Consider the following 22731-nt stretch of genomic DNA (forward strand, 5'->3'; position numbering starts at 1 on the left):
ACGAGGAGGTTCCAACATGACTTATGATTTTGCACCACTGTTCCGTACCGCCATTGGTTTTGACCGACTGGCGCAGGTTATGGACACAGCAGCCCGCAATACGGGCACACCAAGCTACCCACCTTATGACATCGCCAAAACCGGGAACGACAGCTACGCGCTCACCATGGCCGTGGCGGGGTTTGGACCGGATGATATTGAACTGGTGGTGCAGGATGGCACGCTTGTTGTCTCTGGTCGGGTCAACACACCGCAGGACGAAGGCGAAATACTGCACCGGGGCATTGCCCGCCGTGCGTTTGAGCGCCGGTTTGCCTTGGCTGACCATGTAGAAGTCACCGGGGCGGACATGAACAACGGGCTACTCCGCATTAGTGTGCGCCAGATTATGCCCGAAGCCCTTAAGCCACGGCGTATTCCCGTCAATGCTGGCCAACCGGCTCCACAGACCCCGCAAAACCGCACACCAGCAGTTGCCACCAGCACCGCTTCAGGCACTGCTGCATCGCTGGAGGAGGCTGTGCCAACAGCGGCCTGAACCCTCGCCATGAACCCAAAAGGGGGTGGAACAGGCGTTCCACCCCCTTTTGTTGTATATTTGCGGCTTGACCTGAACGGGCTGCTCCCTCCATATCGGGGGCATAGATGCGCGTCGGCAGGCACGCAGGCTTCGGAAGAGGTTCCAGGCCGTCAACTTTACCGGTGCCTGCGTGAGCGCCGCCCGACGACAGGATAGAAGCCAAATGACGACCTTACCCTTGATGCCAAAAGCAACCGCTGTGTGGCTGATCGAAAAGACCGCGCTCAGCTTTGAACAGATCGCCGCTTTCTGCGGGATGCACCCGCTGGAAGTGCAGGCCATTGCCGATGGTGAGGTCGCACAGGGCATTGTTGGCTACGATCCGGTTGCCAACCACCAGCTTGCCCTTGAAGAAATCCGCCGTTGTGAGGCATCGCCCAACGCCCGGCTTAAAATTCTGGCAACCAACAACCCCGTGCGCCGCCGCTCCAAGGGAGCACGCTACACGCCTGTTGCCAAACGCCACGACCGCCCCGATGGCATTGCCTTTCTGCTGCGCAACTATCCGCAGTTGAGCGAACAGCAGATTGTTAAGCTGCTGGGCACAACAAAAGACACCATTGCCAAGGTGCGTGACAAACAACACTGGAATACACCCAACATTAAACCGCGAGATCCGGTGACCGTTGGCCTGTGCAGCCAGACAGACCTGAACGCCGCAGTCGCCGATGCCAATGCCCGGCTTGAACGGGAAGGGGCGGAAATTCCCGTACCAGCACTGGATGCTGGCGATCTTGATTTTTCTGCTGAATAAAATCTCAGCACCTCTCCCTGCTGTTGCTTGGCATACAGCAGGGAGAGGTGTTTTGCGTTTTTAGCTCGCCAGCCGCTCGATTTCTTCCTTGATCCTGAGCTTTTGCAGCTTCAGGCACATCAGAACACGTTCATCCGGTCTGGGGCGCCCCCCTTCGGAGGCAATTTTCTGGTCAATGTGGGAATGGCGGTGTTTAAGACTCTCTATCCTTGCTAGGCGCGCCATGGCTGCCTCCATTCGGTTAGTGACTCCTTTACGCTAACGTACAGGCGGCCAAAAATTTCATGTTAATTTCATATTCCAACGCATAACGATATGCGCTGCACACATGGAACTTTTCCCTGTTTGCGCAAACGGCTTCTGCAATCCATGGTTGGTAAACCGCCGCATAAATGCGACAACTAGAGTATCCGATTGAATGCACGAGTCAGATGCACACAGGGAGAAAACGGCACCATGATGCAAGACCGCGAGTCACTACTGGGGCAACTTCTTGAACTGCGAAGCGAGCATCGCGATCTGGATACGGTCATCAACCGCATGACCAGCGACACAGCCTTTATCGACCAGTTGTATCTCCAGCGGCTTAAAAAACGTAAATTACTGCTCAAAGACCGCATAACACGCCTTGAAAGCCAGCTGATACCTGACAATATTGCCTGACTTTACAACAGGACCAGACCAGCAAGACCGGATACCCTACCCCTGTGAACACCTCAGCCACCCAGACCACCCCCGCCCACTCAGCAGACAACAAGGCAGCCGCAACGGCTCCCAAGGTTGGCATTATCATGGGAAGCCAGTCAGACTGGGAGACCATGCGCCACGCTGACGCCATTCTGAATGAGCTGGAAATCCCGCATGAAACCCGCATAGTCTCGGCCCACCGTACACCGGACCGACTGGCGGAATACGCCCGTACCGCAGCAGAGCGGGGATTATCTGTTATTATTGCCGGGGCTGGAGGGGCTGCGCATCTGCCCGGCATGTGTGCGGCATGGACCCGCCTGCCTGTTTTGGGTGTGCCTGTGGAATCCCGCGCTCTTAAAGGCATGGATAGCCTGCTCTCTATTGTGCAGATGCCCGGTGGTGTACCGGTTGGCACCCTCGCCATTGGTTCGGCCGGTGCCAAAAATGCTGCCTTGCTGGCCGCTTCCATTCTGGCCCTGCAAAACCCAGAACTGGCCGCAAGGCTGGAAGCATGGCGTGCAGTACAGACCGCATCCGTTGCCGATACCCCTGTGACAGAAAGCGAATGACCCACACACACGCAGCCCTGCCCCCCAATGCCGTTATTGGCATTGTTGGCGGCGGGCAGCTTGGCCGCATGTCTGCCGTTGCAGCCTCCCGGCTGGGCTTTAAAACCCATATTCTCACACAGGATGCCCATGGTCCCGCCGCACAGGTCAGCAGTAGCGTAACCCTTGGCGCCTATGATGACCCGGCGGCACTGGATGCTTTTGCCAAAGCGGTCGATGTTGTTACTTTTGAGTTTGAGAACATCAGTGCCGACGCACTTGACCGGCTAAGCAAATATTGCCCTGTGCGGCCCTCTGGTCATATTCTGCGCATCAGTCAGGACCGGCTGGCCGAAAAAACCTTTCTGGCCTCTAGCGGAGTGCCTCTCGCGCCGTGGTGTGCGGTCACCGACCGAACCACACTCCATGAAGCTGCACAAAAGCTCGGTCTGCCCCTTATCCTCAAAACGACCCGCAACGGGTATGATGGCAAGGGCCAGCGCCGCGTTTATACCGAAGCAGAACTGGATGCCGCGTTTGAAGAGCTGGCTCCCCACCCGCTGGTTGCCGAAGGCATGGTCGATTTTGCCTGCGAATTAAGCGTTATGGTGGTCCGAGGAACCGATGGCACCACCCGCTGCTTTGACACGGTTCTGAACCACCACTGGCACGGCATTCTGGACCTGACTCTGGCCCCGGCCCCCATTGCAGATGTAACAGCCCACGAAGCAGGCAGACTGGCAGCCCTTATTGCCGAAAAGTTTGATCTGGTGGGTATTATGGGGGTGGAAATGTTCTTGGTGCGGGATGGTTCGCTAATGGTGAACGAGGTCGCACCGCGCCCCCATAATTCCGGGCACTGGACCATGGATGCCTGCGCGCAGGACCAGTTTGACATGCACATCCGTGCGGTTGCAGGTCTCCCCCTCCCTCCGGCGCAGCGCCACTCCGATGCGGTTATGAAAAATCTGGTCGGACCGGAAGATATGGCTCTGTGGCCTGCCATTCTGGCCAATCCCGGCCAGATCCCGCATTTATACGGCAAAAAAGAAGCCCGTCCGGGCCGCAAGATGGGGCATGTGAATATTCTGTTCCCCTACGGGTCTTTGCCGGGAGAATGGGGCATACAGGCAGCCCTTGGGCCACTGGCCACCAAATGCGCGGCTCCTCCTGCCACGGACCAAGACTAACAGGGACATCCCCTGCAACATGGAGGGGGCGGATTTAGAGCAAACCGCCCTCCTTCATGCTCAGGACCTGCGTTTTTCCTACAATCAGGTGGTCTGCAACCTGAACCCCCACAATCTGGGCGGCGGCAATAATCTGCTGCGTCATATACAGATCTTCGGTCGAGGGGGTGGCATCTCCACTAGGGTGGTTATGCACCAGCACAAAACTGCGTGCCCCTAACGCCAGCGCACGCCGCACAATCTCACGCGGGTAAACGGGGGCGTGGTCCACCGTGCCGCGGCCCAGCACTTCATCTGCCATCAGTCTGAGTGCTGCATCCAAAAACAGAACGCGCATCTGTTCCGTTTTTTCGCGCGCGAGCAGAGCCAGCAAATATGCATTCAAGGCAGGGCGCTGGCGTAAAATATTCCCCTGCCCCAGCCTTGCCCTTTGCCAGCGGAACGCGCTCTCGCGCACCACAACCAGAAGAACACGCACAGCCTCGGGTTGGGTGCGTATGCTGCCTTCCTGCTGTTCTGCTGCGCGCAATACTGCGGCCAATGTGCCGTATTCAGCCAGTAAGGTCGCAGCTAATGCCCTGACCTCCGCTGGGCTACAACGGGCTATGGCTAGCAGGGTAGCCAGACAGTGCTGCTCCTCCGCTACACGCGGCTCTGGTGCCAGCAATGGCATGGCGCGTGCCATTCCGTCCCGCGCATGAGCGAAAAAGACGGAACCATCGGCCATTCCGTGCCGCACGGATGGGGTGGAAGATTTACTTACCATTCCCCAGCCTTCTGGCGTGCGCTCAGCCATTTTCCCTGACCAATAATCAGATGATCATGCAAAGTGATGGCCAGCAATGGTGCTGCTTTGCGCACGGCTGAAATAAAGGGCAAACAGCCCTGTAACAGGTCTGGCAGATCCTGCTCCTGCTCTGCCAGACAAACCGTGACCAGCGCACAGGCCTGCACTTCCAGCGCGCGTTGCAAAAGACGGGCTGTCATCTGCTCAATCTGTGCCTCTTCTGGCCATATGAATGGTTCAGCCACCAGCAAGCTATTGCGGCTGTCCAGAAAAAGCATATAGGACTGCACCCCTTCAGCCCTTTGCAAAACCGTGCTGCAATACCTTACAAGACTGTCCCAGTCGCCCAAATAAGGGCGGTTCGCACTGCTCCCCTGCACCAGACAGTTCGCCACAACCGGCACATGGGCACACAAGGTCGCTGTGGTGGATGGCATTCCTGCTGCGCGCATCTGCTCCACTGGAGACTCGAATACGGCGGCAAAAGACCCGAACTGATTGATCAGGCTTTTAGCCAGAGGTTTAGTGTCCCGCCGGGGAATGCCGTAAAACAGGAGCATTTCCAGCAGTTCGTAGTCCGCAAGCCCTGCCGCGCCATGGGTCAGCACTCTCTGGCGCATACGTTTGCGGTGCCCTGCTGGTCCGGTGGATGTAAACGCTGGAGCCACCCCACCCGCTGCTGGCGTAGCAGATGGGTCATCTGGCGGCATCTTTGCTTTTGCCATCCTATTGCTCCGATTGGCCTAAGGCGGACATCACTATATAAGAGAATGGTGACAACATTCGAGCCCCCTTCTCCTCCGCATTTTCCTGCTGCTCCTCAAAGCGGTACCTCCTACCTTGCGCGCCTGAACCCTGAGCAACGGGCCGCCATCGAAACAACCGATGGCCCACTGCTTGTTCTGGCTGGCGCGGGTACGGGCAAAACACGTGTGTTAACCACACGCTTTGCCCATATTCTGCTTACCGAGCGTGCAAAGCCGTGGCAGATTCTGGCAGTGACCTTTACCAACAAGGCTGCGCGGGAAATGCGTGAACGTGTTGCCCAGCTTCTGGGCAGTCCGGCGGAAGGTCTGTGGCTTGGTACGTTCCACGCTTTATGCGCCCGCATGTTGCGCCGCCATGCGGAGTATGCGGGACTAAGCCAGAATTTTACCATTCTGGATACGGACGACCAGCTCCGCCTGCTCAAACAGATTATGGAGCCGTGGCAGATCGATACCAAACGCTGGCCCGCACCCGGCCTGCTGGGCGTTATCCAACGCTGGAAAGACCGGGGGCTTACGCCCGCGCGGGTCACCCCGGCGGAAGATACGGATTTTGCCAACGGTCATGCCCGTGCCATTTACGAGGCTTATCAGGCCCGGCTGCTGCAACTGAACGCCTGCGACTTTGGCGACCTTATGCTGCATGTGACCGAAATCCTGCGCACCCGGCCAGATGTGCTGGCGCAGTACCATCGCTTTTTCCGTTACATTCTGGTTGATGAATACCAAGATACAAACACCGTGCAGTATCTGTGGCTGCGCCTGCTGGCCAAGCAGGCAAATGGTACCGCCAATATCTGCTGCGTGGGGGATGATGACCAGTCCATCTACTCATGGCGTGGCGCGGAAGTGGAAAATATTCTCAGGTTTGAAAAAGATTTTCCCGGTGCGCAGATTGTCCGTCTGGAACGCAATTATCGCTCAACCCGCCATATTCTGGGTGCTGCCGCAGGGCTGATCGCCCATAATGGGGAAAGACTGGGCAAAACCCTGCGCTCCGGTCGTGATGACCCCTCGGATGGGGAAAAAGTGCTGGTCACCAGTGTATGGGATTCAGATGCGGAAGCCCGGAGCGTGTGCGACATAGCCGAACGGTTATACCGCAATGGGCAATCTCTAGCGGAAATGGCCATTCTGGTCCGCGCTGGCTTCCAGACCCGTGCATTTGAAGAGCGACTGGTGCAAACCGGACTGCCCTACCGCATTGTTGGCGGCGTTCGTTTTTATGAACGTGCGGAAATACGCGATGCGCTGGCTTATATGCGCGTTGTCAGCCAACCTGCGGATGATCTGGCGTTTGAGCGGATTATCAATGTGCCCAAGCGTGGCGTTGGCCCCGCCAGCCTGCAAAAACTGCGCGAGGCCGCACGTTTTGCCAACACGCCAGTAAGCGTTGCCACCCAGACCATGCTGAATACGGGCCAGCTCAAAGGTAAAATGGCCGACCAGCTGCGCACCCTCATCAACGCTCTGGACACCACGCGTGATCTTCTGAGCCGCGAGGGCCATGTACTGGCGGTTGAACATCTGCTCGAAGAGAGTGGGTACCTTGAGATGTGGCGTCTTGACCGCTCGCCAGAAGCACCCGGACGATTGGAAAACCTGAAAGAGCTTGTACGCGCTCTGGCTGACTTTGGCACGCTGGGCGAGTTTTTGGAGCATGTCTCCCTTGTGATGGAGACCGATGAAAAAGCACAGGACGCCAAACTGTCGATTATGACACTCCACGGCGCAAAAGGGCTGGAGTTTGACACTGTCTTCCTGCCCGGCTGGGAGGAAGGGGTCTTTCCCTCCCAGCGGACGCTGGATGAAGGCGGGCTTAAAGGGCTGGAGGAGGAACGCCGTCTGGCCTACGTGGGTATTACCCGCGCACGCAAGCAGGCCATGATCTTCCATGCCGGAAGCCGCCGCATTTATGCCAACTGGCAGCCATCCATGCCCAGCCGTTTTCTGGACGAGCTACCAGAGGAACATATTGCCCGCAAAAACGAAGGCGGAGCAGCCCGCCGCGGCCTGTTTGCAGAGGAAAGCCTGTTTAACAACGGGCCCGTTGTTGCACGGCGCAAACGGCAGGCAGAGGCCGAACCCAGCTTTCAACTTGGCGAGCAGGTGCGCCATCCCCGCTTTGGCGTGGGCATCGTTATTGCGGCAGACCGCAACCATCTGGAAATCGCGTTTGAAGACGCGGGAACAAAACGACTTCTTTCCTCCTTTATTGAGAAATTATAATGGCTCCTCCTACCCGCCGCCACGCAACCAGCCTGGAAACCATTTCCGTTACTGTGCCCGAAGCCGCAGTTGAACCATACGAAAACGCCATTGGCAGCGTTTGCACAACGGTTGGCATTTTTGAGGCCAACCCCGAAGGCACCCTATGGCGGGTCGAAGGCGTAAAAGATACCGGCCACCAGGAAGAGGAACTGGCGCTGGCACTCATGCTGGCAGAACTGACCAGTGGTGTCTCTGCTCCGCTTGAGCGCGCTGCAACAGAGGCAGAAGGCTGGCTTGCCCGCACGTACGAGGCTTTTCCCGAGCAGCAGGTTGGCAAACGCTTTGTGGTCCGCGGCACCCACCTGCCAGATGCGGCAGAGGCCACCCGTATTGTACTGACACTCGATGCTGGCGTTGCCTTTGGTTCGGGCGAGCACGGCTCCACCCGTGGGTGCCTGCGGGCATTGGAGCGCATAGCCCACCGCCATCCGCGCCGCATTCTGGACCTTGGTTGTGGCACCGGTATTCTGGCCATGGCTGCAGCAGCCCTGCTGCACCAGAAAGTACTGGCGGTGGATATTGAACCCTGGTCCGTGCGCGTATCCGCCCAGAACGCACGGCGTAACCGGCTCAACCGCGCATTAACCTGCCGATTGGGCAATGGCTGGCAAACGCCCGCTATTCGCAAAAATGCTCCGTATGATCTGGTTTTTGCCAATATTCTGGCACGCCCGCTCTGCCTTATGGCCAAGGATCTGGCTCAGGCCCTTGCCCCCGGTGGTACGGTTATTCTGGCAGGTCTGCTGCAAACACAAGTACGCATGGTACTGGCCGCCCATCGCAGGCAGGGGTTGGTGCTTGAACAGGTTTTGACCGAAGGGGACTGGGCCACCCTTATTCTGCGCCGTCCTGCGCGGTCTTTAACAGCCTGATCTTCTGCTAGCGTCTTATGCAGGCCGGTTCCTGTTGATCACCTTAACCGTGCCTGCTTTTTTCCTCTGATTAATGCGGAGTAGCGCCTTGGCTTCCTCATCCATGACCCGACTGACCGCCCTGCGTGCCCTTTTACTCCAAAACGGGCTGGATGGATTGATTGTTCCGCATGGCGATGAATTTCTGGGGGAATACACCCCCGCCTGCGCAGAACGACTGGCATGGATAAGCGGTTTTACCGGCAGTGCTGGCACTGCCATTATACTGGCTGATAAAGCTGCGGTTTTTTCCGATGGGCGCTACATTACGCAAATGGACCAGCAGGTGGATGCCACATGCTGGGACCGTGTGCATGGCGGGCAAATACCCCCCGCCACATGGTTGGGGAACAATGCCGCTCCCGGTGCCACCATCGGTTATGACCCACGTATTATGAGTCAGGCAGAACTCTCCCCCTATCTGCAACAAACAGGGTTTTCCCTTTCCCCCACACCGCATAATCTGGTCGATGCCATATGGGCAGACCGCCCTGCCCTGCCAGGCGGTCCAGCCTTTATCCATCCCCTATGCCATGCGGGCGAAAGTGCTGCCAGCAAGCGCACCCGCATTGCCCATGACTTGCGTACCCTTGGGCAGGATGCCGCAGTCCTAAGCGATTCTGCCTCCATTGCATGGCTGCTGAATATTCGTGGGACGGATATTCCGTGCACTCCTGTTGTGCTGGCCTTTGCCATTATTCATGCGGACGCCAGCGTTGATCTGATGATCCAGCCTGACAAAATTCCAGCCGATGTGCGCGCATGGCTTGGAGCAGATGTTCGCTTACATGCCCCAGATGCGCTGGAAACAGTTCTGGCCACACTATCGGGGCGTACCGTTGGCGTGGACCCCGCCAGCAACGCAGTATGGTTTATGCAAACACTGGGCCAGCACAATGCAACCGTTGCCCAGACACCCGACCCCTGCGTGCTCCCCAAAGCCTGCAAAAACCCGGTGGAACAGCAGGGAATGCGCGCCGCGCACCTGCGCGATGGCGTTGCACTCTGCCGCTTTTTACATTGGATGGATACACACGCCACAACCACAACCGAGCTGGATGCAGCCGAACGACTCACCGCTTTTCGGCGCGAGGCAGAGGGATATGTGGAAGACTCCTTCCCCGCCATATCGGGTACGGGCCCCAATGGGGCCGTCATTCACTACCGCGTAACGGAGCAGAGCAACCGCACCATCAGCCCGGATGAGGTGTACCTGATCGACAGCGGAGGCCAGTACCCCGATGGCACAACCGATGTCACCCGCACGCTCTGGACCGGCCCCAATATTCCCCCCGCAGCATTGCGCGCGGCATTTACCCGCGTGCTGAAGGGGAACCTGCGGCTTGGCCACGCACGCTTCCCCGCTGGCACAAAGGGACATGCGCTGGACGCACTGGCACGGTACGACCTTTGGCAGGCAGGACTGGATTTTGACCATGGCACCGGCCACGGCGTGGGAAGCTTTTTATCTGTGCATGAAGGACCTGCCCGCATCTCCAAGGCCGTATCCACCATTGCCCTGCAAGCAGGGATGGTTATGTCCAACGAACCGGGTTTTTACCAACCCGGTGCATACGGCATACGGCTGGAAACGCTTGTTATGGTCCGCCCTGCACCGCAGGCAGACTCCACACGGGTTTTTCTGGAATTTGAAACCCTGACCCTTGCCCCCTTTGACAGACGGCTGATTGACCCGGCCATTCTGGGAGAGGCAGATACCGCCCTACTGGATGGCTACCATGCAGAAATCTTGCACCGGGTTGGCCCCCACCTACCGGCGGATGCACAAAAATGGCTGCAAACAGCCTGTGCACCCCTCAATAAGGCGTGATACCAAGCCATGCACGCCAATGGTCACGTAAATGGGAATCGCCTGAAAGACCAAAGAAGCGCAGAACAGGCACCGAAGTTGAAAGGGAGCTTCTCAGAATGACAGCACATAGCAAGACCATTCCCGCCACACTTATTCCCGGTGATGGCATTGGCCCTGAAATTGTTGAATCGGTTACAGAAATTCTGGACGCAGTTGAGGCACCATTTGTATGGGACCGTCAGCTGGCCGGCATGGCTGGTGTAGATGCGGTTAATGACCCTCTGCCCAAGCAGACCATTGAGAGCATCCGCCGTACGGGCCTTGCCCTGAAAGGCCCGCTGACCACACCTGTTGGGGGTGGCTTCAAGTCCATCAACGTTACGCTCCGGCAGGAATTTGGTCTGTTTGCCAACCTGCGCCCCACCAAGACCATTGTGCCCGGTGGCCGGTTTGACGACATTGACCTTGTTCTCTTCCGTGAAAACCTGGAAGGCTACTATGCCGCCATGGAGCATTATATTCCCGTGGGTGAAGACCCCAAGGGTATTGCTCTGAGCTCTGGTTTTACCTCCCGCGCGGAATGCCGCCGGATTGTTAAATACGCCTTTGAATATGCCGTAAAAAATAACCGCAAGACGGTTACAATCGTGCATAAAGCCAACATTCTTAAACTGCTGACCGGCCTGTTCCTGGAAGAAGGTCGTAAGGTTGCGGAAGAATACAAAGGCCGCATCGCATTTAACGAACGGATTGTGGACGCCTGCGCCATGCAGCTCGTCATTAACCCGTGGCAGTTTGATGTGGTGGTCACCACCAACCTGTTCGGTGATATCCTGTCCGACCTGACCGCTGGTCTGGTGGGTGGTCTGGGCATGGCACCCGGCGCAAACATTGGCGAAAAAGCTGCCGTGTTCGAAGCCGTGCATGGCTCCGCTCCCGACATTGCCGGCAAAGGCATTGCCAACCCGCTGGCTCTGCTGCTGGCAGCAGTTATGATGCTGCGCCACGTTGGCCACGATAAAAAAGCTGACCGGATTGATGCCGCAATCAAAAAAGTCATTACCGATGGTGGCGTCCGCACCAAGGATCTGGGTGGCAACACCACATCCAAGGAACTGACTGCAGCTCTCAAGCAGGCTCTGTCCTAATACTCGGGTCTCTGTTCTGCCTCTGGCATTGCCTGCTGCCAGAACAGGATTTGTAAAAAAGGGGAATGCTTTGGCATTCCCCTTTTTTTATGGCAGTTCCACTGGCTGTGCGCAGGCCAGCAGCCTGAGACTGACCAGAGCATGGTCAAATATTTCCCGCTGATCCGGGGGCATGCGTTCAATCTGGCGTGCCAGCCAGCGTGCAGTTAGCGCTGCCTGCCGGGTGACCATCAGACCGTCATCATATTCCCAGTGTCGCAAAAACGCGCGAAGGGCCTGTTGTATGGAATGGGGCGTTGTGGGGGCCTGTGCCAGTTCGCGCAGGAGCACAACGTGCATCCCACTCACCATACCCGAGAACTGCTGCCGCGCAAAAGCATTGCGTTCTTTGGCCGGAATAGCCTGCGCATTGCGCACAATACGCACCAGACTTTCCGCATTCCCCGATAACCACTGGTAAACCGATACCCGACTGTTGGGAGAAGCCAGAGCCTGCAACTGTCTGCTGCTCCACTGCGCAGTACGCAGCATATGCGAGTCCAGCCGAAAAGGCAGAACAGTCCGGTACGTCCAGCCTGCGACCAGTACCGCCCCCAAAAATGCCAGAGCGGTATTCAGGAACGAAATTTCGTCATAACGCCCCTGATTGTCAGGGCCCATCAGCACGGGCAGAAACATGTTGAAAGAAAAAGCATAGCCTGCCGTTGCCGGATGACGTGCCGCCAACCCGCCAATGACCATAGGCACCATCAGAAGCAGAACCAGCAGTTCGGGCGTGTTCAACGCAGGCAGGACCAATGCAACATACACCCCTGCCACCAGCACACACCACACGGCCCCCCGAAAAAATGGGGCAGAGGCCACAACCGGATTTTCCCGCGTGGCCAGCAGACCATAAACCAATGCCAGCAGGGACATAAATGTTGGTCCCGCAGGCCATGCCGTAACTTCCCATAACAACCAGCCCACCAGAATACCTGCACAGGCCCTGACCCCGTTTTCCACGGCTTCAAGCGTATGCCTGCGTGAACGGGTGCGAAACCGAAAATGATCCCCACGCCTGTGGGTCAAACATGCGGTAATATGCTGGTTAATGGACCATTCATCTTTACGGATGGAAGATGGCACCTTGTCTGCTGGTAGCAATTTAAGGGTAGCCAACCCCTCCGCACGCGCCAGCATAACCAGTAACCCTGCCAGCGCTGCACGGGCATGGTCTGCCATATGGCCATACCCCCCGGCTTCCAACGCATCATATTCAATGCGACTTCCTGCCGTTGTCAGCTCGGTCAGCAGTGGGCTTTGGTCCAGCTCGGTTGTGGGGTGGCCCTCTACCAGACAATCCACCCGTTTGCGCACCAGTTGCTGTGCATCTTCCAGTCGGGCCTTCAGCCTTAGGCGTGCGCGCGCCTGCAACCCGGGCATGAAGAGCAGCGCCAGAAGCGCCTCGCACACGACCCCCAGCACAATGTACGTGCCGCGTGACATGGCAATATCAAACACCTGATCGGGCTGCATAATGGCACCGGTCGCAACAATGGCAGAGGTAAAGCCGGTCAGCACCAACCCATAGGCTTTATAACCTTCCAAAAAGGTTGCCATACCGCAACACAGTCCAATCCACCCCGCCAATATGGCAAAGAACAGGGCAGGACTTTGGGGAAAAGCGGCAATCAGCCCAACAGCAACACAGCAGCCCAGCACTGTGCCTGCAATACGCCACCGTGCCTTGGACAGGCTCTCCCCCCGCGAGGACTGCGCCACCACCCATACGGTCAGGGGTGCCCACTGGGGACTGTCCAGCTCCATGGCCATGGCAATAACAAGGGACAACCCGGCAGCAAACGCCGAACGAACGGCAAAAGCCACATCCCCCCAGGATGGGGCTACAAGCCACGCAAGCTTGCGCGCCCACTCAGCAGTCAGCGTATGCCATGCCGCGGCAAGCTGGGCGCTCCCCCACCGATGGACTTCGGGCATACCGGCATTGGGGTCCGTATTGCTCATGCCATACCTTGTTCTGCCAAACACGAGCAGCACGATATGTTAAACTGTCCAGAATAAGTCCAAGCGTTTGTTCTGATCACATCATAAGTAAAAATTATGATGAACACCGGATATGCTAAACGGTATAAATATCGTCCAGTTCCAAAGTGGTGGATACCCCCCACAAACGGGACAGCAATGCTGTTGAATTAGGCTGGTTCAGGCGGAGCACCCCAACCTCCGGCGCAGGGGACGGGTCCAGCCTGCGCATCTGCAATGGCCCCATAAACCCCATGCGCTCCGGCAAAGCCGATACCGGCATAATCCCGGCAACCTTGCCTGTCAGAATTTCTGCATGGAGCAGCTCCAGCACGTTGGTCTCCAGCATAACGCGCGGCACAACCCCAGCCTGTACAAAACACGCATCCACCAGTTGCCTGCTGCGCATGTTGCGATTGAGCAGCCCCAGTGGCAAAGCAGCCGCCTGATCCCACCCACACACCCGCCCCGCAGGCAAGGGAATGGAGGGGGCCGCAATAAGCACATAATGTTCAGCGTAAAGGCGATGGACCTCAAACGGCCCGTCCTTGGGCACCTGATCCAGATACATCAGCCCCAGCTGAATGCGGTGCTCCCTGAGCTGATGCAGAATTTCCGCATTAGGGTAAACGGTGACCTCCACCTGCAGGGCTGGAACGGCCCGCCTGAAGTGTTCCAGCAGCAGCGGCACCACCTGCACACCCTGTGGCATAACACCGATGGAAACAAACCCACCCGCCACATCCTGCGCAAAGGCGGCCTCCTGCCGCAGGCTATCCAGATCCGCTACTGTTTGGCGTGCCCAGATCAACACACGCCGCCCTTCTTCCGTCAGCCCAAAAAAGCGCCGGTTGCGGTTGATAATGGTAATGCCCAGCTCGTTTTCCAACTGCCTGATCGCAGCAGACAATGCAGGCTGGGAAACACCACACGCCTGTGCCGCACGGGAAAAATGGCGGTGCTGGTCCAGTGCGATCAGATAACTGAGTTGCCGCAAAAACACCCGTGCTCTGGCCCTTTAGAACAAAATGGTCGGGAAGTGGCTGCTACCCTTCACCTTACCCGATTTCTATTCCGATCTGTTTAATGTCGTGGAATTTAATGTCGGGGTTCTGTTCTTCCGTACGGCGCATCATAAAGTTGGATGTCGCCAGAAAAACCGGGTCATCATCCAGATCATCCGCCATGGCCGAGCGATTGCTGGTGGAAAACGCCTCAATTTTATCCCGCGGCCCTGTTATCCAGCGCGCCAACGAAAACGGTGTGGAATCAAACCCGATACCAACGCCATATTCTGCACGAAGCCGCGCCTGCAATACATCCAACTGGAGTGTACCCACCACGCCCACAATGGGTGGAGCACCATCTTGCGGGCGAAAAAGCTGTACAACCCCCTCCTCCGCCAGTTGCACCAGCGCCTGCTTGAGCTTTTTGGCCTTCATGGCGTCATCCAGGCGGACGCGGCGCAAAATTTCGGGCGCAAAATGCGGCACGCCGGTAAAGCGGATGTCCTCACCCTCCGTAAGCGTATCGCCAATGCGCAGGGTGCCATGGTTGGGAATACCCACCACATCACCAGCAAAAGCTTCTTCCGCCAGATGCCGATCCTGCGCAAAAAAGAACTGGGGAGTGTGCACTGCAAAACTTTTACCCGTGCGGGTATGTTTAAGCCGCATACCCCGCGTAAGCCGCCCGGAGCAGATGCGCGCAAAAGCAATACGGTCGCGGTGGTTGGGGTCCATATTAGCTTGAATTTTGAACACCAGAGCTGTCATCCCCGGTTCATCTGCCGTAACGGTGCGGCTTTCCGCCCCTTGTGCACGGGGGGACGGGCCAAAGGCCACCAGCGCATCCAGCAGATCGGTCACACCAATCTCCTTAATGGCGCTCCCGAAGAAAACCGGGGTCAAATGGCCTGCATCAAATGCCTCGCGGTCGAATTCCGGCAAGGCGGCTTCGGCCAGCTCCAGTTCCTCGCGCATGTGCGTCAGGCGGTCATCATTATCGGACAGCGGGGTCAGGGTATTCAACTTGCCGTTCAGCAGGTCATATGTCCCCACAAAGGTCGCTGCACGGCCCACAGGCCATGTGGCGGGGCACGTGTCCAGCGCCAGAGAGGATGCAATCTCATCCAGCAGGGCAAAGGGGTCCTGTGCCTCGCGGTCCATTTTATTGATAAAGGTAACAATGGGAATATCACGCAGACGGCAGATTTCGAACAGCTTGCGTGTCCGGTCTTCAATACCTTTTGCGGCGTCGATCACCATGACTGCCGAGTCAACGGCTGTCAGGGTCCGGTACGTATCTTCCGAAAAGTCTTCGTGTCCGGGTGTATCCAGCAGGTTAAACACGCACCCGCCATATTCGAACGTCATGACCGAGCTGACGACGGAAATACCACGGTCACGCTCAATTGCCATCCAGTCCGAACGTGTGCGACGACGTTCGCCCTTGGCCCGTACGTTACCCGCCAGCTGAATGGCACCACCGGCACGCAAAATACGCTCGGTCAGTGTGGTCTTACCCGCATCAGGATGCGAGATGATCGCAAACGTACGACGGCGGGCAATTTCCTTACCCAGTTCAGGATTGGCGGTATCAGACATAAATCAGTTCCGGAGCTTCTGGCATGAGTAAAAACGGCAAACGCCGGATGGAGAGAAACCCCTCCACCCGGCGCCCACAGGTCGAACCGGAGTTCCCGATTAACGGGAGTAGAATTCGACCACCAGGTTCGGTTCCATCTGCACCGGATACGGCACATCGGAAAGCTGCGGGCCACGCAGGAACGTGCCCTTCATCTGGCGATGATCGACTTCCATGTATTCTGGCACATCACGCTCAGCGGACTGTGTTGCATCCAGAACAATAGCAAGCTGCTTGGATTTTTCACGCACTTCAATCACATCACCATCCTTAACAATGTAGGAAGGGATGTTCAGCTTGCGGCCGTTAACCAGAATGTGGCCATGGCTGATGAACTGACGTGCAGCAAACGGCGTGATCGCGAACTTCATGCGGTAGATAACCGCATCCAGACGGCGTTCGAGCAGGTTGATCAGGTTTTCAGACGTATCGCCTTTACGACGCACGGCTTCCTGATAGTAACGGCGGAACTGCTTTTCCGTAATGTTACCGTAGTAGCCTTTGAGCTTCTGCTTGGCCATCAGCTGGACAGAGAAGTCAGAGGGCTTGCCCTTGCGGCGCTGACCATGCTGACCCGGACCGTATTCACGACGGTTAACGGGGGACTTTGCACGGCCCCACAGGTTTACGCCAAGGCGGCGGTTAATTTTATATTTGCTCTCAAGGCGCTTGCTCATAAGTGCGCTCTTCATCTCTCAACAGGCGGGCTGGGAGAAACAGCCCGTCATTACACCGGTAGTCCCCGTCCACCACGGATCGGAGCGGGCGCACACCGCATTACCAGCCCACTGGGCTGGCCGGTCTGTCCACATTCCCGGCAATGGTCGCAGGATTTACGAGAACGTCAGCGCCCTGTCAACAAAAGCTGTGCGAAGTAATGGCCGTATCACTCCCCCCACGCCGATTTTGCTTTTCCCACCACCACGCAACATACTATCACAACAACATTTATCCTCTGACATGCAAGGATGCATTCCATGCCATTTGCACACAAATGGACCCTCTTTGTCGGGTTGGGCATTGCACTGGTCATACTCGGCTTTGTTGCCTGTGTTGATGCCGTGTCCGTTACGCTTGCCAGCACCATGTTTATTGGGGTGCTGCTTATTTTTGCCGGGATCATGCAGGGGGTTCATGCCCTTGCAGTCAAGGACTGGGGCGGCTTCCTGTTCTCTCTGCTTTGTGCCGGGCTTTACATTGTTGCCGGAGCACTGCTGATCAAGGAGCCTGTATCCGGCTCTGTCGCAATTACGGTTTTTGCATCGGTCTGCTTTGTTGTTGTGGGTGTTCTGCGCTCGGTCATGGCGTTGCAGTACCGCAATCTGCCGGGCTGGGGCATTATTCTGGGGAGCGGGTTGATCAGCCTTGTTGTGGGCGTGTGCCTATACGCCAGCCTGCCCTGGTCGGGGCTATGGCTGATTGGCACATTTATTGCCGTGGAACTGATTGCCAGCGGTATTGGCTGGATACAGTTTGGCCTTGCCCTACGCCAGAACACACCGCCTTCTGGCAACCTGTAAATACGACGCCACAGGCGCGGAGTTCTTTACTCCCCGCCTGTTTTGCCCTCCGCCGGAGCGGTGGCGTCCGGCTTGTCTGGCGGCATCAGCGCAAGCACCCCGCCGTCCGATGCCAGTAGTGCTCTGGCTGCCAGACCATCCTCATCCATTGCTGCAATTTTCTGTTTGGGCAGGAGCGAGGTCGGGCGTTCGCCTGCTTCCCGCTTACGCAGAATGGTCTCTATATTCTGCATGACCACAGGGTAATCATCGACCAGACGGCGGAAGCGCGATGCCTTGATTGCCATAAAGTGGCCGAACTGTACTGCCCGCACGTTGCCCACACACCGCCAGCGATGAAGAGCCTCCTGCGCGCCCAGCAGGTCCCCTGCCCCATAAAGCTCATCCACCCCTGCCACATGCGCCTCAACCAGCCCTGCGCTGATAAAATAGACGTAGCGCATCTTCTGCCCCTTACGGCAGAGCATTTCCTGCGGAGCAACAAACCGGAGGGATGTGGTGGTCGCCAGATCATGCAGTTCTGCACCCGGCAGCCCCCTGAACACGGCAGCGTTTTTAATGCGGTCCTCAATGCCGCTCCGCAGGTCAAAGCTCAACCTTTTGTTCAGCCGGTGCCTGCGCCGCTCCAGTTCCTTCAGCAGCTCTCGGTTCAGTTCGTCACTAATAAGGGATTCCGCAAGCAGGGTATCGTATTCCTCCCCTTCCAGCCGCAGGGCGATCTGGCGGAAAATACGGTTTTCCAGTGCTTCCGCATAACCATGGTAATGCAGGCGCAGGGTCTCAAGCGCCTCATCCAGCAGTTTGCGCTGGCGAGAGAGCACCTCGGCCACAATCTCTCCAATACGGCTACCCAATGTTGGTTCCAGCCGTTCACGCATAAAACGGGTGAGCGAGATGGAAATAAAGTGCGCCACCATCAGCATTTCAAACCGCTCGGCCATACACAGCATGAGTGGCCTGTCCCAGCGCAGGTGATTATGCACCCACTGGGCCAGTTTAAAACGGAAGGACGGGCTAAGCCGCCGCCGCAATGCCCGCACGTAGCCAAGCCTCCCTTCCAGCCGTGCACCATCAATTGCGGCTTCGGATGAACGGAGCAGGGTTTCCATCACCCTGCGGGACAATCCCTGCATACGGAACAGGTCCAGCAGCAGGGACCGCTCCTGACTGGCAATGGTAATCAGCGCCAGATTAACGCGCTGGGTATCGGACAGGGCCTGATCAAACACATTGGCCGCCTGCTCCTCCTCGGAGCGCCGTTCAATCTGGTCCAGCACAGGGCGTGTGGCATCCGCACTAAAGCCGAGTTCTCCGCCCAGTTCCTCGGCCCGCTCGCGCACATTGCCCAGACCAATCCCAAGGACCTGATGCCGCATGGCCTCATCAATGGAAGAAAGCTGGTCAAGCTTCAAAAACAGGACCAGTGAGCGCAGGGTCGTGCCGTTGATCAGCAGGGTGATCAACACAAAGCCTGTAGCGATGATACCGATAAAATGGGCAATGGGCGTGGCCACATGTTCGTTTTCCGTTACGGCCAGCGCCAGTGCGAGCGTAATGGCTCCACGCAGCCCACCCCAGACCATGGTAACCTTGAACGGTGTTGGCACAGGCGGGGAAAGACGGGACCATGCCAGCAGCGGCAACATGCCAAACACCACAGCCCCACGGGCAACCAGCCCCGCAACACTTGCGATAAGAATAAGCACCCAGTCCCAACGGGTCATGCCAACCAGCAGATGCGGCACCAGCATGGATGCCAGCACAAACACCAGAGATCCGGCCCAGAACACCAACTGCTGCCACAACTGGTTAAGGAACAGCCATGTTTGCGGGCGCACGGTTGATGGCCCGTAAACCGAAAGGGTCAACCCCGCAGCGGCCGTTGCCACCACGCCAGACACCCCCAGAAACTCATCGGAGATGATATAAACAACATAAGGCAAGGCAACACTGAGCGTAATTTCCGCCGCAGAACTACCAATGGCCGACATCATGGCCAGCGTCAGCCGTCCGCACAGCACGCCAACCACCAGCGCCCCGACAAAGGAAACAACAAACGAGACAACCGCTTCCCCCGGATGAATGGCACGGTGCAGGGTTACCGAAGGCAGCAGGATGGAAAAAATGGAAATGGCGGCCGCGTCATTCAGCAATGCCTCCCCTTCCACCAGACGTGTCAGGCGGGTGGAGGCACCAATATCGCGGAAGATACCAGCCACGGCAGACGGGTCCGTAGTGGCCACAATGGACCCGAGCAGCAGACAGACCACAAGGGGCATACCCGCAAAGGGCATAAGCGCAAAACCAATAAGCGCTGTGGAAAGTGCTACGGCAACAACAGCCAGTAGCAGAACCGTTGCCGCCTCGTGCGCAAGGCGGCGCACATCAATCGCCAACGCGCCTTGGAAAACCAGAACGGGAAGAAAGATCAGCAGGAACGACTCACTGCTAATGGGGAAGTCCAGCAAGGTCTCGGCTATGCCGCTCAGCGCGGAGGCATAGGATGTGCGCAAGGCAAAATCAGCCAAAGAACCAATGATAATGCCAACAATAGCCAGCAGAACCGTCTCGGACAGTTCAAGCTTGCGGGCAATCGGCTGCACGGCGCTAACAACAACCAGCAGGAGCGCAATAACAAGAAGTATCGCAGCCAGACCTGTTACCGCCATACCTGAGCCCCTCTTTCCAAAAACCTAACTGATTCTGCCCTTGCTAACATAATGATAAGGCAAGGAAATGGCAGCCTCATTCTCTCTGGCTCCGCTTTTAACAGGCCGGAGGCAACCATACCACACCCGCAATGACAGGTCTGGAACATGCATACAACGCATAACGCAGCATAATTGCGGCAGCTTCTGGCACCTCAAAACAGGGCCGCGAACCAAATTGGGCAAGACTTTCCGGCAGGGCAGATTAGGAGTATGCTCACTGGTATGAGAAAAATAATGCGCTCCCGCCTTCAACTTGCCATGCTTGTGCTTGCGGTCACTGGGCTTTCGGCCTGTGCGGAAGACCCCAATGCACATTATTACCACTCCCGCAAACATGTCGGACAGACGACCCCCAACTGGTACCGGCCACCCGTAACACCGCAAAATACCTTCCATTACCAAAAGCCAACCCGGCATAATGGCGAGGTTCTGAAATATGACCAGTAATGACCGCACGGAAAAAGTTGTACGCATAGCCATTGCTGTCGGTGCCATTATGGTTGGCATTATTGTTATGTGTTCCATGTATTCCGGCTTTGCCGCCCTTATGACCGGGCAGCCCATACCGGGGCAACCCGACCAGCCTGCCCAGACCACGGGCCAGAATGCGGACCATTAAAGCGCTTACCCGCTTTTGTATGCTGGCGGGTACCGGGCTGATCTGCTGCGCCCAACCTGCATGGAGCGCTCCCTTACAGGCCCCACACCTGCCGGACCATGCCGGGGGAACCCTCCGTCTGGTCGCGGCTGCATCTGGCGGTACACTGGACCCGCAGATTAACTACACAGGCAAATATATTAACCTGTTTGCCAATGTGTATGACGGGCTGACCACGTTCCGCAAAATCCCCGGTCCAAACGGCAAGGATGTTGTGCCTGATCTGGCTGAGGCACTCCCCACCCCGCAGGATGGCGGACTGACTTACAGCTTTACGCTCCGCCCCAATATTCACTTCTCCAACGGGCAGCCTGTGACCACGGCAGATGTTGTGGCCTCCTTCCAACGGCTTTTTAAGGTTGGTTCACCCACTGCCGGGGCATTTTATGGCGCTATTGTGGGGGCAGATACCTGCCTGCGCACACCCTCGCGCTGCACTCTTGAACATGGAGTGGAGGCAGACGCTGGCACCAGACGCATAACATTCCACCTGACCCACCCCGATACCGAATTTTTGCAAAAACTTGCGTTTACACACGCCGTTATTTTGCCAGCCAGCACGCCGGACCACGACACAGGCAATACTCCCCTGCCCGGCACCGGCCCTTACAGGCTGGAAGCCTATGACCCGAACAACTTTCTTACCCTGGCCCGCAACCCTGCTTTTTACGTCTGGAACCCTGATGCCCAACCCGCAGGTTACCCGGACAGAATAGAATATACCTTTGGCATTCCCGAAGAAGCCGCCGTAACCGCGGTAGAGAACGGGCAATATGACTGGATGGCAGATCCTGTTCCCCTTGATCGGCTTGGGGAACTTGGCAGCCGCTTTATCGGGCAAACGCATGTCATGCGTTATGCCTCCCTCTATTTTTTACCCATGAACATGCACGAAGCCCCTTTTACAGACGTAAGGGTGCGTCAGGCGGTCAACTACGCTCTTAACCGCAAAGCTCTGGTTATCCTGTACGGCGGACCTGGCATTGCACACCCTTTGTGCGGTCTTGTTCCCTCTGTTCTACAGGTTAGCGGGCAAACATGCCCTTACACACGGGGGGCTTCAGTTGCCGTTCCAGCACAACGCTGGACCGCCCCAGACATGACCATAGCCCGCCAGCTGGTGCGCGAGAGTGGAACCGCCGGGCAAAAAGTAACGCTGGTGGTGGCCAACACCAGCACCGAAATGGCCATGGGTGTGTGGATACGGGACATGCTTCAGTCCCTCGGGTATCAGGCTGCATTGCGCCCACTTAGCAGCAGCCTGCATCTGGCCTACATCCAGAATACGGACAACCATGTGCAGATCGCCCTGACTGGGTGGTCTGCGGATTACCCCTCCCCTTCCAATTTTTTAGATGCCTTGTTCGGGTGCGAAAATTTTCATCCTCACTCCGACAGTTCCATCAATATACCGGGGTTTTGTGACCCCCACACACAATCGGTCATGGATCGCGCCAAAACAGATGTGAGCCTGAGCACCGAGCAGCGGAACCAGTTGTGGGTGGAAGCCAACAGGCTGATTATGGAACAGGCCGCAGCCGCCCCATTGATGGAAAAAGACAACGTGGTGCTTACATCCACCCGCGTGAAGAACTTTTTTTACACGGACGTAAACCAGCTCCTGTTTTCTCAGGTCTGGTTACACTAGCGGCATCGCAAGTGTTATCCACAGAATCTGTGGATGAAATGCAGGACAAGTCTGGAATGACTGC

Annotated in this window: 21 protein-coding genes; 13 read left to right on the top strand and 8 right to left on the bottom strand. The window is 57.1% G+C overall.

What is annotated here, in order from left to right; translation table 11 throughout:
• Positions 1-16 precede the first annotated feature (16 nt).
• Both Absy_RS06765 and Absy_RS06770 read left to right on the top strand, forming a co-directional pair.
• Complete coding sequence (locus tag Absy_RS06765; RefSeq protein ID WP_048854015.1) at positions 17-538, top strand: Hsp20 family protein; 522 nt, start codon at positions 17-19, stop codon at positions 536-538.
• 205 nt (positions 539-743) lie between these two features.
• Positions 744-1334: a DUF1013 domain-containing protein gene (locus tag Absy_RS06770; RefSeq protein WP_048853969.1), complete on the top strand. Its 591-nt coding sequence runs from the start codon at positions 744-746 to the stop codon at positions 1332-1334.
• Between the two features lie 60 nt (positions 1335-1394).
• On the opposite strand, the gene Absy_RS06775 is transcribed toward Absy_RS06770, so the two are convergent.
• The gene (locus Absy_RS06775; RefSeq protein ID WP_084596975.1) at positions 1395-1559 is read right to left on the bottom strand and encodes a YdcH family protein; all 165 of its coding nucleotides are present in this window, start codon (positions 1557-1559) and stop codon (positions 1395-1397) included.
• 231 nt (positions 1560-1790) lie between these two features.
• Here Absy_RS06775 and Absy_RS06780 point away from each other — a divergent pair, with 231 nt between their 5' ends.
• The 3 genes from Absy_RS06780 to Absy_RS06790 all read left to right on the top strand — a co-directional run bounded on the left by Absy_RS06780 (position 1791) and on the right by Absy_RS06790 (position 3762).
• On the top strand, positions 1791-1997 hold the full coding sequence (locus Absy_RS06780; RefSeq protein ID WP_048853970.1) for a YdcH family protein: 207 nt from the start codon (positions 1791-1793) through the stop codon (positions 1995-1997).
• Positions 1998-2119: 122 nt separating this feature from the next.
• Entirely contained in the window at positions 2120-2593 is a 474-nt protein-coding gene (purE, locus tag Absy_RS06785) for a 5-(carboxyamino)imidazole ribonucleotide mutase (protein WP_371263677.1), read from the top strand.
• Entirely contained in the window at positions 2590-3762 is a 1173-nt protein-coding gene (locus tag Absy_RS06790) for a 5-(carboxyamino)imidazole ribonucleotide synthase (protein WP_048853971.1), read from the top strand. The genes purE and Absy_RS06790 overlap by 4 nt, the downstream gene beginning before the upstream one ends.
• Before the next feature lie 34 nt (positions 3763-3796).
• On the opposite strand, the gene Absy_RS06795 is transcribed toward Absy_RS06790, so the two are convergent.
• Positions 3797-4528: a JAB domain-containing protein gene (locus tag Absy_RS06795; protein WP_052945716.1), complete on the bottom strand. Its 732-nt coding sequence runs from the start codon at positions 4526-4528 to the stop codon at positions 3797-3799.
• On the bottom strand, positions 4522-5274 hold the full coding sequence (locus Absy_RS06800) for a UPF0758 domain-containing protein (protein ID WP_146802505.1): 753 nt from the start codon (positions 5272-5274) through the stop codon (positions 4522-4524). The genes Absy_RS06795 and Absy_RS06800 overlap by 7 nt, the downstream gene beginning before the upstream one ends.
• Positions 5275-5319: 45 nt before the next feature.
• On the opposite strand from Absy_RS06800, the gene Absy_RS06805 reads away from it, so the two are divergent.
• The 4 genes from Absy_RS06805 to Absy_RS06820 all read left to right on the top strand — a co-directional run bounded on the left by Absy_RS06805 (position 5320) and on the right by Absy_RS06820 (position 11459).
• The gene (locus Absy_RS06805; RefSeq protein WP_048853973.1) at positions 5320-7545 is read left to right on the top strand and encodes an ATP-dependent helicase; all 2226 of its coding nucleotides are present in this window, start codon (positions 5320-5322) and stop codon (positions 7543-7545) included.
• A complete protein-coding gene (locus Absy_RS06810) occupies positions 7545-8459 on the top strand; it encodes a 50S ribosomal protein L11 methyltransferase (protein WP_048853974.1) in 915 nt (304 codons plus the stop codon). Before Absy_RS06805 ends, Absy_RS06810 begins: the two co-directional genes overlap by 1 nt.
• Positions 8460-8547: 88 nt before the next feature.
• Complete coding sequence (locus tag Absy_RS06815; protein WP_084596961.1) at positions 8548-10329, top strand: aminopeptidase P family protein; 1782 nt, start codon at positions 8548-8550, stop codon at positions 10327-10329.
• A 98-nt stretch (positions 10330-10427) separates the two neighbouring features.
• A complete protein-coding gene (locus tag Absy_RS06820; RefSeq protein WP_048853976.1) occupies positions 10428-11459 on the top strand; it encodes an isocitrate/isopropylmalate dehydrogenase family protein in 1032 nt (343 codons plus the stop codon).
• Between the two features lie 87 nt (positions 11460-11546).
• On the opposite strand, the gene Absy_RS06825 is transcribed toward Absy_RS06820, so the two are convergent.
• The 4 genes from Absy_RS06825 to rpsD form a co-directional block, all read right to left on the bottom strand.
• The gene (locus Absy_RS06825) at positions 11547-13466 is read right to left on the bottom strand and encodes an FUSC family protein (protein WP_052945717.1); all 1920 of its coding nucleotides are present in this window, start codon (positions 13464-13466) and stop codon (positions 11547-11549) included.
• A gap of 115 nt (positions 13467-13581) precedes the next feature.
• Complete coding sequence (locus Absy_RS06830; RefSeq protein WP_048853977.1) at positions 13582-14487, bottom strand: LysR family transcriptional regulator; 906 nt, start codon at positions 14485-14487, stop codon at positions 13582-13584.
• A 55-nt stretch (positions 14488-14542) separates the two neighbouring features.
• On the bottom strand, positions 14543-16090 hold the full coding sequence (locus tag Absy_RS06835; RefSeq protein WP_048853978.1) for a peptide chain release factor 3: 1548 nt from the start codon (positions 16088-16090) through the stop codon (positions 14543-14545).
• A gap of 99 nt (positions 16091-16189) precedes the next feature.
• Entirely contained in the window at positions 16190-16807 is a 618-nt protein-coding gene (rpsD, locus tag Absy_RS06840; RefSeq protein WP_025824941.1) for a 30S ribosomal protein S4, read from the bottom strand.
• Between the two features lie 300 nt (positions 16808-17107).
• Here rpsD and Absy_RS06845 point away from each other — a divergent pair, with 300 nt between their 5' ends.
• Entirely contained in the window at positions 17108-17650 is a 543-nt protein-coding gene (locus Absy_RS06845; RefSeq protein WP_048854019.1) for an HdeD family acid-resistance protein, read from the top strand.
• A 26-nt stretch (positions 17651-17676) separates the two neighbouring features.
• Here the strand turns inward: Absy_RS06845 and Absy_RS06850 are convergent, their stop codons facing one another.
• Positions 17677-20319: a cation:proton antiporter gene (locus tag Absy_RS06850; RefSeq protein ID WP_048853979.1), complete on the bottom strand. Its 2643-nt coding sequence runs from the start codon at positions 20317-20319 to the stop codon at positions 17677-17679.
• A gap of 264 nt (positions 20320-20583) precedes the next feature.
• Here Absy_RS06850 and Absy_RS06855 point away from each other — a divergent pair, with 264 nt between their 5' ends.
• The 3 genes from Absy_RS06855 to Absy_RS06865 are packed head-to-tail and all read left to right on the top strand — an operon-like array spanning position 20584 to position 22667.
• The gene (locus Absy_RS06855) at positions 20584-20808 is read left to right on the top strand and encodes a hypothetical protein (protein ID WP_143221436.1); all 225 of its coding nucleotides are present in this window, start codon (positions 20584-20586) and stop codon (positions 20806-20808) included.
• A complete protein-coding gene (locus Absy_RS06860) occupies positions 20798-20980 on the top strand; it encodes a hypothetical protein (RefSeq protein WP_048853981.1) in 183 nt (60 codons plus the stop codon). The genes Absy_RS06855 and Absy_RS06860 overlap by 11 nt, the downstream gene beginning before the upstream one ends.
• On the top strand, positions 20967-22667 hold the full coding sequence (locus Absy_RS06865; RefSeq protein WP_084596963.1) for an ABC transporter substrate-binding protein: 1701 nt from the start codon (positions 20967-20969) through the stop codon (positions 22665-22667). Before Absy_RS06860 ends, Absy_RS06865 begins: the two co-directional genes overlap by 14 nt.
• The last annotated feature ends 64 nt before the right edge of the window (positions 22668-22731 follow it).

This window comes from Acetobacter syzygii (assembly GCF_000964225.1).
GTDB classification, from domain to species: domain Bacteria; phylum Pseudomonadota; class Alphaproteobacteria; order Acetobacterales; family Acetobacteraceae; genus Acetobacter; species Acetobacter syzygii.